This is a genomic window from Paenibacillus canaveralius, from assembly GCF_047238265.1.
In the GTDB taxonomy this organism is placed as follows: Bacteria; Bacillota; Bacilli; order Paenibacillales; family NBRC-103111; genus Paenibacillus_F.
Map to the genome: position 1 here is coordinate 3,261,648 of NZ_JBDFMM010000001.1, position 15,606 is coordinate 3,277,253.

Here is a 15,606-nt window from a genome sequence, read left to right on the forward strand (position 1 = left end):
TTCCCTCACTCCTTGCCTTTAAGTTGTGATTGATTATCATTCTCAATAAAATATACGACCTTTTCTTGAATTTTACAAGTCAAAATGCGGGTTGACAAATGTTTTCCTCCCCTTTAGAGTATGTAATGTGCTGATGATGATAATCATTATCAATGATAGGAAGTTCATTTATAGAGCATTTATTTTTCACACCGCAATTGGAGGTCACATCATGGTTCGCCTATATACAGATGATCTGAACATCGGGTACGGGGATCGTTTAATCGTAAAAAATTTGAGCGTGTCGTTCCCCGACAAAAAAATCACGACGATTATCGGCGCCAACGGCTGCGGCAAATCGACGCTGCTGAAAGCGGCTACTCGGATTATTTCCCATCAGTCGGGCTCTATCCTTCTGGACGGCGAACTGATTTCCAAGGAAAACACGAAAGTCCTGGCCCGGAAAATGGCCATCCTCCCCCAGTCTCCGGAAAGCGCCAACGGACTTACGGTCGGCGAGCTCGTATCCTACGGCCGGTTTCCGTATCAGACGGGCTTCGGCCGTTTAACGAAGAAAGACTACGAAGTCATCGACTGGGCGCTGAGTGTCACGGGTACAAGTGAGTTCAAATACCGCCCCGTAGATGCCCTCTCGGGTGGACAGCGGCAGCGCGTCTGGATCGCCATGGCGCTCGCCCAGGAGACGGAAATCATTTTCCTCGACGAGCCCACAACTTACCTCGATATGGCGCATCAGCTGGAAGTTCTTGAACTTCTGCACAAGCTGAACCTTGAACAGGGGCGCACCATTGTTATGGTTCTTCACGATCTCAACCAGGCCGCCCGGTTCGCCGATTATATCATCGCTCTTAAAGACGGCGAAGTCGTAAAAGCCGGGAGCTGCGAAGAGGTAATCAACCACGACGTTCTAAAGCAAGTGTTTCAAATCGACGCGGAGATCGGCAGCGATCCCCGTACGGGCAAGCCGATGTGCTGCACCTATAACTTAATCAAGGGAGATTGACATCATGAAAAAACTTCTGCTTCCCGTTCTGCTCATTCTGGTTCTCGCACTATCCGCCTGCGTCGCCAAACCGCAAAACAATGCCGACAAAGGAAACGCTTCGGATGCTAAACAGCCTGCAACCATTACCTACCAGTCCGAAAGCGGTCCCGTTGAAGTTCCCTCAAACCCTCAGCGCGTGATCGTGCTTTCCACTTACGCCGGCAGCGTGATGGCTCTCAACGTAAACCTCGTGGGCGTGGACTCCTGGTCCAAAAAAAATCCCCGTTTCGATAAACTAAAAGACGTTCAGGAAGTTTCCGACGAAAGTCTGGAAAAAATCATCGAGCTGAAGCCGGACCTGATCATCGGCCTTTCCACTATCAAAAACACCGACAAGCTGAAGCAGATCGCTCCCACCGTCACTTTTACATACGGAAAAGTCGATTATCTCACGCAGCACCTGGAAATCGGCAAACTGCTCAATAAGGAAAAAGAAGCCAAAGCTTGGGTCGACGATTTCAAAAAACGGGCGGCTAAAGCCGGTGATGACATCAAAGCCAAAATCGGTGCGGATAAAACGATTTCCGTCATCGAAAGCTTCGACAAGCAGCTGTACGTCTTCGGCGATAACTGGGGACGCGGCACGGAAATCCTCTATCAGGAAATGAAGCTGAAAATGCCGGATAAAGTGAAAGAAATGGCGCTGAAAGATGGCTACTATGCCCTGTCCGCCGAAGTGCTGCCGCAATATGCCGGTGATTATGTCATCTTCAGTAAAAACCCGGAAGCCGATAACGCGTTCCAGCAGACGGAAACATACAAAAACATTCCCGCGGTTAAAAACGGCCATGTATACGAAGCGAACGCCAAAGAGTTTTATTTCAACGACCCGCTTACCCTTGATTACCAGCTCGATTTCTTTATCAAGCATCTCGGAAAATAGGCACACCCTCCTGAAGGGATTCTTTCTCGGAAGAATTCCTTCTTCCATTCCAGTACAGAAAAGATGAGACGGATGAACAAACAAAACCCGCGTATCCTTCCTTTTTCATACAAGCTCGCAGCCGGTATCTTCGTGTTTGCCGGCATGTTTATGGCGGCCATGCTTTTCGGCGCGGCCGATGTTACCGTAAAGGAGGTCTGGCTCGCTCTCACTTCTTCCTCATCGGACGGGCAGATTACCCTTCTCCGGGAAATCCGGCTGCCGCGAGAGGTTGCCGCGGTTTTCGTAGGCGCAGCGCTTGCCGTATCCGGCGCCGTCATGCAGGGCATGACACGCAACCCGCTGGCCGACCCCGGCCTGCTCGGATTAACCGCCGGCGCGAACGCCGCGCTCGCCTTCACGATCGCGTTCGTCCCGGCGGTGGGCTACTTCGGCATCATGACGGCCTGCTTCGTCGGAGCCGTTATCGGAGCCGGACTCGTTTTCGGCATCGGGGCGCTCAAAAAGGGCGGATTCTCTCCGCTCCGGATCGTGCTGGCAGGCGCATCCGTATCCGCCTTCCTCTATGCCGTGTCGGAAGGCATCGGGCTTATTTTCAAAATTTCCAAAGATGTTTCCATGTGGACCGCAGGCGGATTGGTCGGTACGAACTGGAGCCAGCTTCAGACGATCGCCCCTTTTATCACGGCGGGAATCTTTATCTCGTTCGTTCTTTCGAAGCAGCTTACCATTCTCAGCTTGAGCGAAGAGGTTGCCGTGGGGCTTGGCCAGAAGACGTTTCGGGTGAAAGCGGTCCTTTTTGTCGTCGTCGTTCTGCTTGCCGGCGCTTCCGTCGCCCTCGTCGGTAATATGGCGTTTATCGGCCTGCTGGTCCCCCATATCGTCCGTGCCGTCGTCGGAACCGACTACCGCTTCATCCTGCCGATGTCGGCCGTTTGCGGGGCGTCTTTCATGCTCTTCGCCGACACGATCGCGCGGACTATCCACGCCCCGTATGAAACGCCTGCGGCCGCGATCGTAGCTATGCTGGGTCTGCCTTTCTTCCTGCTCATTGAACGTAAAGGAGGTAAAACCCTCTCATGATCCATCCTTCTCTGATCCGGAAACAGCGGCTCCTGGTTACGGGCGCTGTCGTGCTAATCGTTTTAACCATCGTGGCGGGCATGGGCCTCGGGTATTCTTCTTTGTCGTATGACCGCCTGCTTCCCACTCTGATGGGCCAAGGGTCGTTCAAAGAAAATTTTGTTTTATTCTCGATACGGCTGCCGCGTATTATCATCACCCTCCTGGCGGGGATGGGACTGGCCCTGTCCGGCGCGGTTCTTCAAGGCATTACCCGCAACGACCTTGCCGATCCGGGTATTATCGGAATCAATTCCGGTGCAGGAGTCGCCATTGCCGTTTTCTTTTTATTCGTCCCGATCGATCCGGGGTCATTTGTCTATCTGCTGCCGGCTGTCGCTTTTGCAGGCGCACTGATTACCGCGTGCCTGATCTATCTGCTCTCATACAGCCGTAAAACCGGCCTGCAGCCCGTCAGGCTTGTGCTGATCGGCGTAGGATTTTCCATGGCGCTGTCGGGCGTCATGATTGTGATCATCTCGTCCGCGGAACGGGTCAAAGTCGATTTTATCGCGAAATGGCTGGCCGGCAGCATCTGGGGAGCGGATTGGCCTTTTATCGGTGCCGTTCTTCCGTGGCTGATCCTCCTCATTCCGTTCGTCCTCTATAAAGCCAACCGCTTGAACCTGCTCGGCATGAGCGAAAGCGTAGCGGTCGGCGTCGGCGTAGCGGTCGAAAAGGAGCGGGCCGGCCTCCTGCTGGCGGCCATCGCACTGGCGGCTTCCGTCGTTTCCGTAACCGGCGGCATCTCCTTTATCGGGCTTATGGCGCCCCAAATCGCGAAATCGCTCGTAGGCCCGAGAAATCAGATGTTCATCCCCCTCGCCATTCTGCTCGGCGGCTGGATGCTTCTCGCTGCCGATACGATTGGACGCAACATTATCGAACCCGACGGTATCGCGGCAGGTATTATGGTTGCCTTAATCGGTGCCCCGTACTTCATCTATTTATTGCTGAAAAAATAAAAGAAACCCGTCGGCGCAAGGGCTGACGGGTTTCTTTATGGTGTCCGGCTTCGTTAAAACGCCGGAGGCTTCATTCGCTGGGGAAAGTCTACACGGGAACCGTTTCGATAAGCGTTCCCTTCACGATAATCCGGTGGGTCGGATTTTTCATCGGATGGCAGGTCACCAGCGTAATTTCGCTATCTTTGCCGTTCCCTTGAAGTACCTCCACCTGCTCGGGGAGTACGTACCGCTTCTCTTGAACTTGGTATATGAACCTGCCCGTGGACGTATCCACTTCGATCGTATCGCCTTCGGCCATTTCATCCAGCCGGTTAAAATTTTTTCCGTAGGCGAAATTCCGGTGACCCGCAACGGCATAGTTTCCGATTTGCCCGGGCTTCCCCGTCTTGGCGATGCTTGCAAGAGAAACCTTCAAGTTTTCTTTGGTGGCATCCGTCAGAATCGGGAGCTTCAGCTGGATTTTATCGATCACCAGAATTCCCTCCACGTTTTTCCCCCCTGTCGCAAGCGTAACCGGATCTTCCGCTGTGCTTGGGGCTTGTCCGGCAGAAGAAGCGTTCCCTTCGTTCTCCGGTTCCGATTGATCGATATTATGCAAATTCGCCTGCCACTGCTCCAGCAGCCTGCTCTGCTGAATATCGTCATAACGGTCCCGGAGAGCCGGATACAGAAAAACAGCGATGCCCAGGATCACGCAAAGCAGGGGGAATATCCGTTTTTTCATCTGTCTGAACACCCCGCCTTTGATTTATACTGTTCCCGTTCTTTCTTGCGAAGAAAAACCCTTTAAGTAAACCCGTTTAGTCTCTAAACAAAGTCTACTTAAAGGGCGTCTGTCATTCAATAAAGATTTTTACTTTTTTACGGTTAATTTTCTTCTCCAAAGCAGTCCGAGCGCAATTAAAGCGAGACCGGCCGCTTGGATATACCAGCGCCCGTATTCACCCGTTTGAGGCAAGAGGGCTGCCGGTGTGTCGGGATTCTGCTGGCCGGAGACCGGCTTTGTTTGAACCGTAACATCCAGAAGGGCGAGTACCGTTTCATTGCCTTGGCTGTCCCTGGCTGCAACAGTAAAGCGGTCCTTGCCCGTATACCCCGGATCAGGCGTATACGTCCAGCGGCCGTTTTCGTCAATCGACACTTTGCCGTGTTCTGGCTGTTTGCCGATAAACGGCTTCTGCCCTTCCGGCACAACGACTTTTCCTCCGATAGGCGTATCTTTGTCCGTTGTGACTTTACCTGTCACCGGAGAAGACGTTGGCCCGGGCGTTGGCGTCACTGACGGCGTCGGTGCCGGTGTCTCCGACGGTGTCGGCCCTGGCGTCACCGATGGTGTCGGTCCTGGCGTTACCGATGGTGTGGGCGTTGGCGTTACCGACGGTGTCGGCGTTGGCGTTACCGATGGTGTTGGCGTCGGTGTTGGTGTCTCCGACGAGTCATCATCGGACGGCGACGACGATGGTGTCGGCGTCGGTGTCACCGATGGTGTCGGTGTTGGCGTCACCGGCGGTGTCGGTGTTGGTGTCACCGGTGGTGTCGGTGTCGGTGTCACCGGCGGTGTCGGTGTTGGCGTCACCGGCGGTGTCGGTGTTGGCGTCACCTTCGGTGTCGGTGTTGGTGTCACCGGTGGTGTTGGTGTCGGTGTCACGGGCGGTGTTGGTGTCGGTGTCACCGGCGGTGTCGGTGTCGGTGTCACCGGCGGTGTTGGCGTTGGTGTCACCGGTGGTGTCGGCGTAGGCACGGACACCTTCGCGTTTGTCACGTTCAGCGTGAAGCCCGCTGTGGAATTAATCGTAACGGGACGGTCGGTAGTGTCAAGCACATAGCCGGACGGGGCCGTTTTTTCTTTGATGATATAATCTCCGGCCAGCAGCTTTTTAAAGACCAAAGTGCCGGTCGAATCCGTTGTTCCGCTGTCAATCAGAGAACGCGAGGAGCCGGATTTGCGGTACAGCTCGAACACGGCGCCTTGGAGCTTATGCGAACTGTCGGCCGCATCCGATTTTTGGACGGTAAGCGATCCACGTATGCCGCTCCCCGTACCGGAACCGCTGGATACTCCTACAACAATGCTGTTGGTCGTTTCCTTCGATACTACGCTCACGTTGTTTCCGCTAAAGCTTACCTTGTTGGAAACCGTATCCTGATCGTTGGCCACGATCAAAGACTGATATTCCAGGACGTAAGGAGCGGTAATTTCGTTAAGGAAGTTAAGCTCAAACGTCTGCTTGCCGTCATCGTCGGTCCGTATTACCAAGTTGTAATCCGTACCTTTGACAGCCTCTGCACTTTTGACGACGTCTCCGTTAGCGGCTACATTCGTCGTGTAGAGACGGAAAGATTCGGGCAGAAGCAATTGATTCTCCGTAGGCGTATCTACGATTTTTGCGTCCGCTACCGTCGATTGTCCCCTGTTGATGTTGATGGTCCAGTTGATCTTGTCTCCGCTCTGGGAACCGGTCTTGTTGACGTATTCGCCGCCTTTCGGAATCGTTACCTTGGCGGTAAGTTTCTCCGATACGGGCGTCGCGGCGTCGAACAATTCCGCGGTATTGCTGACCGTGCTGTCGATAAGCTCCCCGTCCAGACTCGTTTTATACGTGATATAGAACGGCGTTGAGGAAGGGTTTAAGAGCGATACTGCGAGCTTGTTCGCACTGTCAACCGAATAGCTGTATTCAGAACTGTCGATAATCGTACCCAAGGAAGGATTACCGTTCGCCGCAATATTCATCGTATACAGAGCAAGCGAACCCGGAACCAGGGTTTGTTTTGATTCAAGAAGGTCTTCGACGCTCGCGCTGCTGAGAGGCTTGCTGTTGTAATTCACGCCGATCGTCCAGCTCAGCTGTTTCGTCGAAGCATTGTACGCGCCGTTTTTGAATCCGTTGTTTTTAGCCTCGTTACGCGGGGTGAAAGTAGCCGATACGGACTTTGTTTGCGCTGTGGAAGTGCTGTCTTTCCACGTGATGTCCGCATTGTTCACAAAGTTCTTCGTGCTGCCCGGAGGCGTGATCCAATCGAAATTGTATTCAGTCTTGTAGCTGATCGTGACGGTCTCCGACAGAGGACCCGCGAACGTCAGCTTGAAGCCGGAATCTTCCGTTACCGTTCCGTCTAGCGTGTAGTCGGCAGGGCTGTTCAGAACCGTGCTTCCCTGCTTGACCTTAAACGTGCCCGGTACGATTTTCATCCCCTTATTCGGGAACGCGTCCGTCACGACAACATCGGTCATAGGCTGCTTGTCGCCGTTTACCGTCAATGTCCATGCGGCCGTTTTGTCCTGATAATTAGCGGTATCCATCGTTTTGACCAGAACAAGCTGCTTGACGGGACGGCTTCCCGTCGCACTGTCGCCGCTTCCCGAAGTCACTTTGTTGTTAACGGTACCGTCCGCAATCACGCGGTCGGCGGTCTTGGTCTCGTAAGTAATTTTATAAGCGCCTGTGACCGCCTGGTTAAACTGGAGCTTGAATCCGTTCTTTCCGGTAGCGGACGCAGGTGTCACCGTATAATCGCCGGCCGGGATTTCTCCTCCGACCGTTTCGCTGCCGGCGCTATCCAGCGTAACCGGGTACACGTGAACCGAGTTTGCCGTCAGTTCATGAACATCGTCAAACAAATCGGTCAGAACGGCATTCGTCTGGGAGATGTTTCTTTCGTTGTAATTGTACTTGATGGCCCAGCCGATCGTTTGCGTGGCCGCGTCATAGCTCGTTGAGCTCTTGCTCAGCGCGCTTCCGCGCTGCACGGTTACGGTTGTGCTCGCGCTGACCGCGCTCTGATTGCTGCCCTTAAACGTGGCCGTATTGGTAAAGGACGCCGGAGAGCCGTCCGTCAGGGGCGTTGTAAACTGAATGCGGTAAGCGGTCGTAATAGGACTGTCGGCAAAACTTACCTTTACCGTACCGCCCGATGTGTCCAGGCTATACTTGCCGGGATCGACAAGCGCTCCTTGAACGACCGTACCGTCCAGATTTACATCCAGCGCATAAACCGCTGCCGTAACCGGAGCGGAAAGTCCTGCCGGAAGCGGATCCGTCATTACCGCGTTTTCGACGGATTTTAATTCTTTGTTAACGTCCACTGTCCAATCGATATTTTTAGCGTTGTAACCTTGAGGAACACCGCTTTTTCCGATTGTCGAGGCAACGTTAGGTTTAAACTGGAGGGAGATAATCTGCTCTCCGCTTTTAATCGGAATTTTGATTTTCTGAAGAGTCGAGCCGGTCATCTTTTGTTTGTCAAACTGGGTTTTGATCGTTAAAATCCCGCGTACGTCATCGTGTGTCTCTATGTAGGAATTGAAAGTCATGAGTACTTGACGGGTATCCTTGTTGACCGTGAAAGAACCAACATCATCGGACTCGATGAGAAGAGGCCCGCTTATGTTATTGAAAAGAAGAAACTCCGCAGGCAGGGTAAAACTGAACGTGTCTCCGTCCTTGTAACCGTGGCCGTTAGGCAGAGACCAATTATAATCCACCTGTACTTTAGAGCCCTGTTCGTAAACATTGTCGGTCACAACGTTACCGGCTTTATCGTACACAGCCAAGGTTACGCTGTCCAAAATAGAACCGGTAATGCCCGCCGCATTCGCCGCACTCCACTGTCCGAATCCGTTGAAAACCTGGACGAAGACCAGCAGCGCAACCAATACAGCGCTAATTTTTTGCTTCAGCATGAACGTTTCAAGCCTCCATTCTCCTATTTTTGCTGAAGTCAATATCACTCTATCTTTGTAGTTAACTTGCAAGAGGTTCGAACACCTGCACCGTGCAGGAAGAAGTCTCCGGAGACGCTGAAGTCGTCCGGCTCCTCATCTCTTCGGACAAGTGAATACAAAATGGACAGAGACTTCAACGGTGATTTTTTTGCCGTCCGGCATTATCAGGGTCTGATCTCCCAAAATCCTCTCCTTTCTCCCGATCGGTTTATACCGCAAAAAGGCACACTTTGTATTGTAACGCGTCCATCTCGACAAAATCTGAACAATCCGGACATGTAAAAACCGGACTGTGCGCACAGTCCGGTTCACTTATAAACGAGCCCTCGAAATTATGAACGCACTCATGTTCAGCGTAAAGTTTTATCTCGTTCGCGCCACTCTTCCATCCACGTCAGAACAGATGTGTCGGGACGCACATCCATCTCTTTAAGCAGGGCGACCAGCCGGCCGAACTGTTCTTCTACAGCTTTGCGGTCCCTGAGAGACGCATACAGCTTCATAAGCGGAAAGCAGCTTCCTTCGAAATGCGGATATTTCTCCTGCAAACGGCTGTAGATTGTGACCGCCTCGTTCACCTGCCCGTGCTCCGAGTAATACTCCCCCAGCTTCTGTGCATGGTTGATCCACAAAATGCGCAGCCGCTGCCGTTCATTCTCCGCCCACAGATAATCGCAATCCGCCAGAAAGTCTCCGGGATACCGCTCCAGCACTTTACGGTGTTCCGCCGCATTGCCGGGAAGAACGGCTGCCAGCCCGCTCAGCTCCCGCTCCCATTCTTCCGTATCGAGCGGAATGTCTCCGGCATCCAGGACATACCCCTCTTTTATGGTCACACTGCGGATCTCGATGTCCGTTCCTGTCTGTTTTAAAGCCTGCCGGATATGATAAATGGTGGTATAGAGATGAGCGGCCGCTTTCTTGGCCTCCAGATCCGGCCAGAACATCTCGATCAAGTCGCTTTTGCGGATCACCTGCCCCCGGTAATAAAGCAAGTAAGCGAAAAGCTCCTGTGCTTTGGCCGTGCGCCACTTCAGCGTCTCGACTGCCCCGTTCCGCCGTTCGAACTGCAGCGTCTGCAGAAGACGAATACGCACGGGGCGGGATGAACCGTCGGTACGGTTCCCTCGGAAGAGTCGTGCGTGTTCCTTAAGGCGATGAACGGTTTTCAGAAGACGCTCCTCGCGCAGCGGCTTCATCACATAATCGACAGCGTTCAACTCAAACGCCTGAACGGCGTACTTGTCGTAGGCCGTCACAAATACGATGTCCAGTTCCGGGCAAACCTCCTGCAAAAGCTCGGCCGCCTGCATCCCCGATTTCCCGGGCAGCTGGATATCCAGGAACGCTACATCCGGCTGCAGCCCTCCGGCCTTCGCTACCGCTTCATCCGCATCCGAAAAGGTGCCTGCCACCTCAATTCCCGGAATCGCCTCTAGCATGCGGTTCATTTGTAAAGCGGCAAGAGGCTCGTCTTCCAGAATAATTGCTTTTAACATCCTCAGTCCCTCCGAATCAACCTCTGTTCTTTCCATTCCCTTGATGTATGTATCAAAATGATGTCATGACAATTAGACTTAGGGTCCAAACAAGAGAAGGCTTCGCCCTCTATCTCTACCATATCAGAAATGCAAGGAGTCTTCCTGCCTATTTTTATCAGGTCAAAAGAATGATAGAGTGCTTAAGGCGTTTTGAAACAAGAAAGGATTTCCGCCCATTTTGTCGAAATCCAACAAGATGAAAACGCACAAAAAAATTAGAGTGTTTATATGGGTGCTTCTTTTCTTTCTGTCGCTCGGCGGTCTTCGCCTGATTTGGTCTCAAATGACCTCCATTCCCGCTCATCCTCCGGCCGTTAAAGGAACGCTGGATTTGGAAAAATGGGATTTTGCCGAGAATCCGCTCGTAACGTTGGACGGCGAGTGGGAATTTTACCCTAACCAGCTGATCCCCCCTTCCACCGGGGACTCACCGGCACCGGCGGGGATGCGGTATTTGCCTGTTCCCGGTTCCTGGGAGGGGGCCTTTGCGAAAGAAGCGAAAGACAGCTACCGCTTCGGCAGTTACCGGCTGCGTGTGTCTCTTCCCCGTGATACGAAGCTGACATTCGGCATCCGTTTTCCCGATATCCGTTCGGCTTCCGCGGTGTTCGTAAACGGTCAGCTTCTTCATCAAACCGGCCGGCCGGCGGAGTCCGGCGATGATTTCAGGCCCGGCTACCGCCCCGCCTCCGTCACGTTTACGGGGGACAGCGGCCAAGCCGACGTGATCATTCACGCAGCCAGCCCGTCCTATATGAAAGCCGGAGGCATTACGGGTGCGGTCCGTTTCGGTGAAAAGGCCGCCCTGACGCGCACCGTCTGGATCGGCACCGGCTCCCAGCTTGCCATCGCCCTCGTGCTGCTGATTCACTCGGCTTATGCGGTGCTGCTTTATTTGATCGGCGCGCAGCGCAGATCCGTCCTCACCTTTGCTTCGCTCGGCCTCTTTGCGGCGGTCGCCGTGCTTTCTGACGACGCCAAGCCTCTGGCCGACTGGCTGAATATGAGTTACGAAACCACGGCGAGGACGACACTGACTGCCTATTCGGGAATCGCCCTTTGCCTGATTCTGCTTGCGAGAGTATGGTTTCTCAAACAGACCGGCCAACGTATATTCAAAATACTTCAATCGGTTTTTGTCATCTACACCCTGTTTATTCTGTTCGCGCCCGCTTATATGGTCTCCCGCTCCTCTTTCTTTTTAACGGTATCCGGCTTGTTGACGGATCTTGTATTTCTTGTTCTTATGCTGAGAACGGTAAAAAGAGAAAAGGAAGACGGCATTTTTCTGCTGCTCGGAATTACGGCGGTCGTATCCAATGTGTTTTGGGGCGCCATAGAGCCGGTAACCGGCCCCGAACCGGATTTTTATCCGCTTGATCTTCTTGCCGCTTTGTTTGCCCTAGCCGCCTATTGGTTTAAGCGTTATTTCCGAACTTCCGCCAGGACGGCGGAGCTTGCCGAAAGATTACAAAGAGAAGACAAACGGAAGGATGACTTCCTCGCCAACACGTCCCACGAGCTGAGGAATCCGCTCCACGGAATTTTGAATATGGCCCAGACGGTACTCCACAAGGAACAGAATAAGCTTACGGAGGACAGCAGAAAAAACATGGAACTGCTCCTGACGGTCGGGCAGCGGATGTCTCTGCTGCTCAACGATCTGCTGGACATCACATTGTTGAAAGAAAACCGCGTCCGCCTGCAGCCGAAGAAGCTGAAAATCCAGTCCGTCGCGGCCGGCGTTGCGGATATGCTGCGTTATTTGACCGGCGGCAAGCCTCTGGAGCTGAAGCTGACTATCCCCGAAACGTTTCCGGCCGTCATGGCGGATGAGAACAGACTGACCCAGATCCTGTTTAATCTCGTTCACAACGCTATTAAATTTACGAACGAGGGAACGATTGTCATTGAGGCGCGGGTCCGGGACGGTCATGCGGAAATCCGGATTGCGGATACGGGAATCGGAATGGACAGGGGAGCTGCTGCTTAGATTATTCCAGCCTTACGAGCAGGCCGATTCGGGAATTACCGCATCCGCGGGAGGGCTGGGGCTTGGTCTGGGCATCTGCAAAAGCCTGGTGGAACTTCACGGCGGTGTGCTCGAAGCTTCCTCCGTGCCCGGGAAGGGCAGTGTATTTTCTTTCACGCTGCCTCTCGCGGAGACGGTCGGGACCGCTGCCTATCCGGCTTATCTGGCTTATCCGGCCCAGCCGGTTCATCCTAATCAGCCGGTCATAAACGCTCCCTCGGATAACGAGGCCCTGCCCGCTAATCTCTCGGCGTCCCCGGCGGAAGAACTCTCCGCAGCCGCCTTGGCCGGACAGGACGCGCAAACCGACCTGCAAGAAGAAGCGGAGCGGGCGGAAAAGCTGCCGAATATACTCGTGGTCGACGACGATCCGGTCAATCTGACGGTGCTTCGCAACCTGCTTGCACCGGAAGGCTACCGCGTCGAAACGGCGGCAGGCGGCAGAGAAGCCCTGTCCCTGCTGGCCGGAAGCAGCTGGGATCTTGTCATCAGCGACGTCATGATGCCGCTTATGTCCGGTTATGAACTCACCCGGATCATCCGAAGCAGGCACACGCTGGCCGAGCTGCCCGTTCTCCTGCTTACGGCACGCAGCAGCCCGCAGGATATTACGGCGGGCTTTCTGGCGGGCGCGAACGATTACGTCACGAAGCCGCTCGGAGCTTATGATCTGAAAGCGCGGGTCCGTTCCCTGATCGGCCTCAAGCTATCGGTAGAAGAACGGCTGCGCATGGAAGCCGCATGGCTTCAAGCTCAAATCAAGCCGCATTTTTTCTTCAACACGATTAACTCCATCTCTATTCTCAGCGAGATTGACCCGGCTAAGATGAGATCGCTTCTGGAGGAATTTTCCGCTTATTTACAAAACAGCTTCGACTTTCAAAACTCGGAGCAGCTTATCCCGCTTCAAAGAGAGCTTGAGCTCGTCCGCTCCTATCTCGCCATAGAAACTGTCCGGCACGGACACAGGCTGGACATTCAATGGGAGATCGAGGAAATTCCCGGACTGAGACTTCCGCCTCTCTCCATCCAGCCCCTGGTTGAAAATGCGCTCATCCACGGCGTGCTTGAGAAAAAGTCGGGAGGCGTTATCCGGATCGAAGTGAAAAATCGTGAAAAAGGAGCAGAAGTCCGTGTGACGGACAACGGCATGGGGATGGACTTGGCAGTTCTGGAGAAGCTCCGGAGCGTCCACGCCGGAGACGAGCGCCGGGGAATCGGTCTGGCGAACACCGACCGCCGGCTGCGGCACATGTACGGGACGGGATTGAAGCTCGAAAGCTCTCCCGGTCTCGGGACCGCCGTTTCTTTCTTCATCCCCGTCCACTGACTATGAGGCCGCGGCTCACAGCCGCGTGAACAGCAAAAAAACTCAGTCTCTCCGCGAAGAGACTGAGTTTTTTCATGTCCGCGTGCCGACTGTCCGTCAGTCCGGCAATCCTTGCGGCGCCTTGGCAGCGGACGGTTCGGCTCTCTGACGGCCGCCGAATTTGAACAGCACGATTCCGGCGACGATGACCAGCACACCGATCAGCTTGTTCAGCGTAAACGGCACTTTCTCCAATCCCAGCCATCCCAGCGAATCCCACAGCAGGGCAAAGCTGAGCTGCGCCGTCAGCACGATTGAAATGGCATACGTCGGGCCCAGAAGCTTCATTCCCTGTACGAGACAGATAACAACGCCGACGCCGATCATGCCGCTTATCCAATACCACAGCTGCATATTTTGCAAGGCGAACGTCTGCTTTCCTTCCACAAGCAGGCTGATGGTCAATGAAGCCAGAAACCCCATTCCCAGCACCAAGGTCGTCGTGGCCCAAGATCCCGTCCGCTCATTCACTTTGCTGTTGAACACGGTCTGCAGACTAACGAGCGAGCCGGCCAGAACCGCCAGCAAAATTCCCAGTATCATGAGGTTTGCTCCCCTCTCTCTACATATAAACGCTATTTCCCGTACACAGCGGTCACCGCTGCACCGGATTACTCATAAATGTTGTGACCGGCCAGCGCGCTCAGCCCTTCCCGGTCTTTAATCGTAATAAACCCTCTCGTGCGCTGAAGCAGTCCTTCGCTGCAGAACTTCTGGATCACCCGGTTCAGATGCCTGTAGCTGGTCCCGATCAAATTAGCCGCATCCATGAGGTGACTTGTGCTGAGCTGCCCCCGGACGAGATTATCCGACTCTTCGCAGAAAACCGACAGCAAGTAGCTGGCCAGCCGGACTTCTACCGGATACATCAGATTAAAACTGGAGAAATTCGAGTCGATGTAAAACTTCTGCGTAATAATTTCCAGTAAAAATCTCAGCAGCGGAGCGTGGTCGTTCCCGTATTTTTTGAGCCAGCGGTGATGAATCCCGATCATGTGAACCGGCGATACGGCTTCCACCGTATTCACGATATCGCTTCCCCGTATATATTCAATATCGCCGATCACTTCAATCGGCGTCTTGAAGCAGAGAATGAGCGTTTTGCCTTCCGCGGAGGAGGTGTAAATTTTGATTTTGCCTTTAACCAGCACATACAGATAGCAGGCCGGCTCGCCCCTGGAACAGATCATCTCTCCCTGCTCGAAGCTGAACAGAGACAAATGAGAGTTCAAGGCTTCGTTAAATACCGCTTCCAGCCGGTGCTCCCGCAAATAAAGCGCCACCTGCTCCCGGTCCTGTATTTCTTTCACTGCCGGTCACCTCCAGCCTTTTTCTTATCCTCTCCCCGAATCATCATCCTATCACAGTTTCAGGATCACGACACCTGCGATCATTAGAGCGATTCCGATGAACTGCGGCAGCTTCATTTTCTGTTTGGCGACGCCGAACCATCCGTTGATATCGACGAGAAAAGTAAGGCTGAGCTGAGCGATCAGCAGCGCGGCAATCGTAAACGTAACCCCGATTTTCTGAATGGCCGTGACCTCGCTGAAAATGATTACCGCCCCCAGTGCGCCTCCGATCAAATAAAGCGGCTTGATCCCTTTGAAACTTCGCAGGCTGCCGTCCCGCACAAAAAGCAGGATTACCAGCGCAATCAGGAAACCCGTCAACTGCGTTATCGTGGCGGCCTGCCACGTGCCGATGTCATGACTGATCCGAGCGTTGGCGACGCCCTGCAGCGTTATGCATGCCCCGCCCAAAAATGCGAATAAAATCCCTTTCATTACGGCCGTCTCCTTCGCTTAGAACTTCTTTCTTATTAAATCCCAGCGGAGGAGCGCAGAAAAGGACATATGTCCCGAAACTATAAAATGCTTCCCCGGCTTACCGGAATCCAAAAAATAACCGGCCTCGCGG

12 protein-coding genes are annotated in these 15,606 nt (G+C 53.7%); 6 read left to right on the forward strand and 6 right to left on the reverse strand.

The features are described from left to right. Positions 1-211: 211 nt before the first annotated feature. The 4 genes from ABC395_RS14630 to ABC395_RS14645 all read left to right on the forward strand — a co-directional run bounded on the left by ABC395_RS14630 (position 212) and on the right by ABC395_RS14645 (position 4,015). Positions 212-1,003, forward strand: a complete 792-nt coding sequence (locus tag ABC395_RS14630; protein WP_413004139.1) for an ABC transporter ATP-binding protein — start codon at positions 212-214, stop codon at positions 1,001-1,003. Positions 1,004-1,007: 4 nt separating this feature from the next. Then, positions 1,008-1,928 carry an iron-hydroxamate ABC transporter substrate-binding protein gene (locus tag ABC395_RS14635; protein ID WP_413004141.1) on the forward strand — a complete coding sequence of 307 codons (921 nt, stop codon included), beginning with the start codon at positions 1,008-1,010 and terminating at the stop codon, positions 1,926-1,928. Positions 1,929-2,000: 72 nt separating this feature from the next. Beyond that, positions 2,001-3,011, forward strand: a complete 1,011-nt coding sequence (locus ABC395_RS14640) for a FecCD family ABC transporter permease (protein ID WP_413004143.1) — start codon at positions 2,001-2,003, stop codon at positions 3,009-3,011. After that, the gene (locus ABC395_RS14645) at positions 3,008-4,015 is read left to right on the forward strand and encodes a FecCD family ABC transporter permease (RefSeq protein ID WP_413004145.1); all 1,008 of its coding nucleotides are present in this window, start codon (positions 3,008-3,010) and stop codon (positions 4,013-4,015) included. The genes ABC395_RS14640 and ABC395_RS14645 overlap by 4 nt, the downstream gene beginning before the upstream one ends. Before the next feature lie 88 nt (positions 4,016-4,103). Here ABC395_RS14645 and ABC395_RS14650 read toward each other — a convergent pair whose 3' ends face one another. The 3 genes from ABC395_RS14650 to ABC395_RS14660 all read right to left on the reverse strand — a co-directional run bounded on the left by ABC395_RS14650 (position 4,104) and on the right by ABC395_RS14660 (position 10,243). Next, a complete protein-coding gene (locus ABC395_RS14650) occupies positions 4,104-4,742 on the reverse strand; it encodes a class D sortase (RefSeq protein ID WP_413004147.1) in 639 nt (212 codons plus the stop codon). A gap of 129 nt (positions 4,743-4,871) precedes the next feature. Then, complete coding sequence (locus tag ABC395_RS14655; protein WP_413004149.1) at positions 4,872-8,702, reverse strand: collagen binding domain-containing protein; 3,831 nt, start codon at positions 8,700-8,702, stop codon at positions 4,872-4,874. 392 nt (positions 8,703-9,094) lie between these two features. After that, positions 9,095-10,243 carry a response regulator gene (locus tag ABC395_RS14660; RefSeq protein ID WP_413004151.1) on the reverse strand — a complete coding sequence of 383 codons (1,149 nt, stop codon included), beginning with the start codon at positions 10,241-10,243 and terminating at the stop codon, positions 9,095-9,097. Between the two features lie 220 nt (positions 10,244-10,463). Between ABC395_RS14660 and ABC395_RS14665 the strand changes: the two genes are divergently transcribed. Then, positions 10,464-12,278: a sensor histidine kinase gene (locus tag ABC395_RS14665; RefSeq protein WP_413004153.1), complete on the forward strand. Its 1,815-nt coding sequence runs from the start codon at positions 10,464-10,466 to the stop codon at positions 12,276-12,278. After that, on the forward strand, positions 12,220-13,647 hold the full coding sequence (locus tag ABC395_RS14670; RefSeq protein ID WP_413004155.1) for a response regulator: 1,428 nt from the start codon (positions 12,220-12,222) through the stop codon (positions 13,645-13,647). The genes ABC395_RS14665 and ABC395_RS14670 overlap by 59 nt, the downstream gene beginning before the upstream one ends. Before the next feature lie 96 nt (positions 13,648-13,743). On the opposite strand, the gene ABC395_RS14675 is transcribed toward ABC395_RS14670, so the two are convergent. The 3 genes from ABC395_RS14675 to ABC395_RS14685 form a co-directional block, all read right to left on the reverse strand. Further along, positions 13,744-14,229 carry a DMT family transporter gene (locus tag ABC395_RS14675; RefSeq protein WP_413004157.1) on the reverse strand — a complete coding sequence of 162 codons (486 nt, stop codon included), beginning with the start codon at positions 14,227-14,229 and terminating at the stop codon, positions 13,744-13,746. A 68-nt stretch (positions 14,230-14,297) separates the two neighbouring features. Next, the gene (locus ABC395_RS14680; RefSeq protein ID WP_413004159.1) at positions 14,298-14,996 is read right to left on the reverse strand and encodes a Crp/Fnr family transcriptional regulator; all 699 of its coding nucleotides are present in this window, start codon (positions 14,994-14,996) and stop codon (positions 14,298-14,300) included. 51 nt (positions 14,997-15,047) lie between these two features. Further along, the gene (locus ABC395_RS14685) at positions 15,048-15,473 is read right to left on the reverse strand and encodes a DMT family transporter (protein WP_413004161.1); all 426 of its coding nucleotides are present in this window, start codon (positions 15,471-15,473) and stop codon (positions 15,048-15,050) included. Positions 15,474-15,606 lie beyond the last annotated feature (133 nt).

Coding starts and splice junctions, on each gene's coding strand:
- ABC395_RS14655 (WP_413004149.1), bottom strand. CDS start 8,702: ATGCTGAAGCAAAAAATTAGCGCTGTATTGGTTGCGCTGCTGGTCTTC.
- ABC395_RS14675 (WP_413004157.1), bottom strand. CDS start 14,229: ATGATACTGGGAATTTTGCTGGCGGTTCTGGCCGGCTCGCTCGTTAGT.
- ABC395_RS14660 (WP_413004151.1), bottom strand. CDS start 10,243: ATGTTAAAAGCAATTATTCTGGAAGACGAGCCTCTTGCCGCTTTACAA.
- ABC395_RS14635 (WP_413004141.1), top strand. CDS start 1,008: ATGAAAAAACTTCTGCTTCCCGTTCTGCTCATTCTGGTTCTCGCACTA.
- ABC395_RS14685 (WP_413004161.1), bottom strand. CDS start 15,473: ATGAAAGGGATTTTATTCGCATTTTTGGGCGGGGCATGCATAACGCTG.
- ABC395_RS14640 (WP_413004143.1), top strand. CDS start 2,001: ATGAACAAACAAAACCCGCGTATCCTTCCTTTTTCATACAAGCTCGCA.
- ABC395_RS14650 (WP_413004147.1), bottom strand. CDS start 4,742: ATGAAAAAACGGATATTCCCCCTGCTTTGCGTGATCCTGGGCATCGCT.
- ABC395_RS14630 (WP_413004139.1), top strand. CDS start 212: ATGGTTCGCCTATATACAGATGATCTGAACATCGGGTACGGGGATCGT.
- ABC395_RS14670 (WP_413004155.1), top strand. CDS start 12,220: ATGCGGAAATCCGGATTGCGGATACGGGAATCGGAATGGACAGGGGAG.
- ABC395_RS14645 (WP_413004145.1), top strand. CDS start 3,008: ATGATCCATCCTTCTCTGATCCGGAAACAGCGGCTCCTGGTTACGGGC.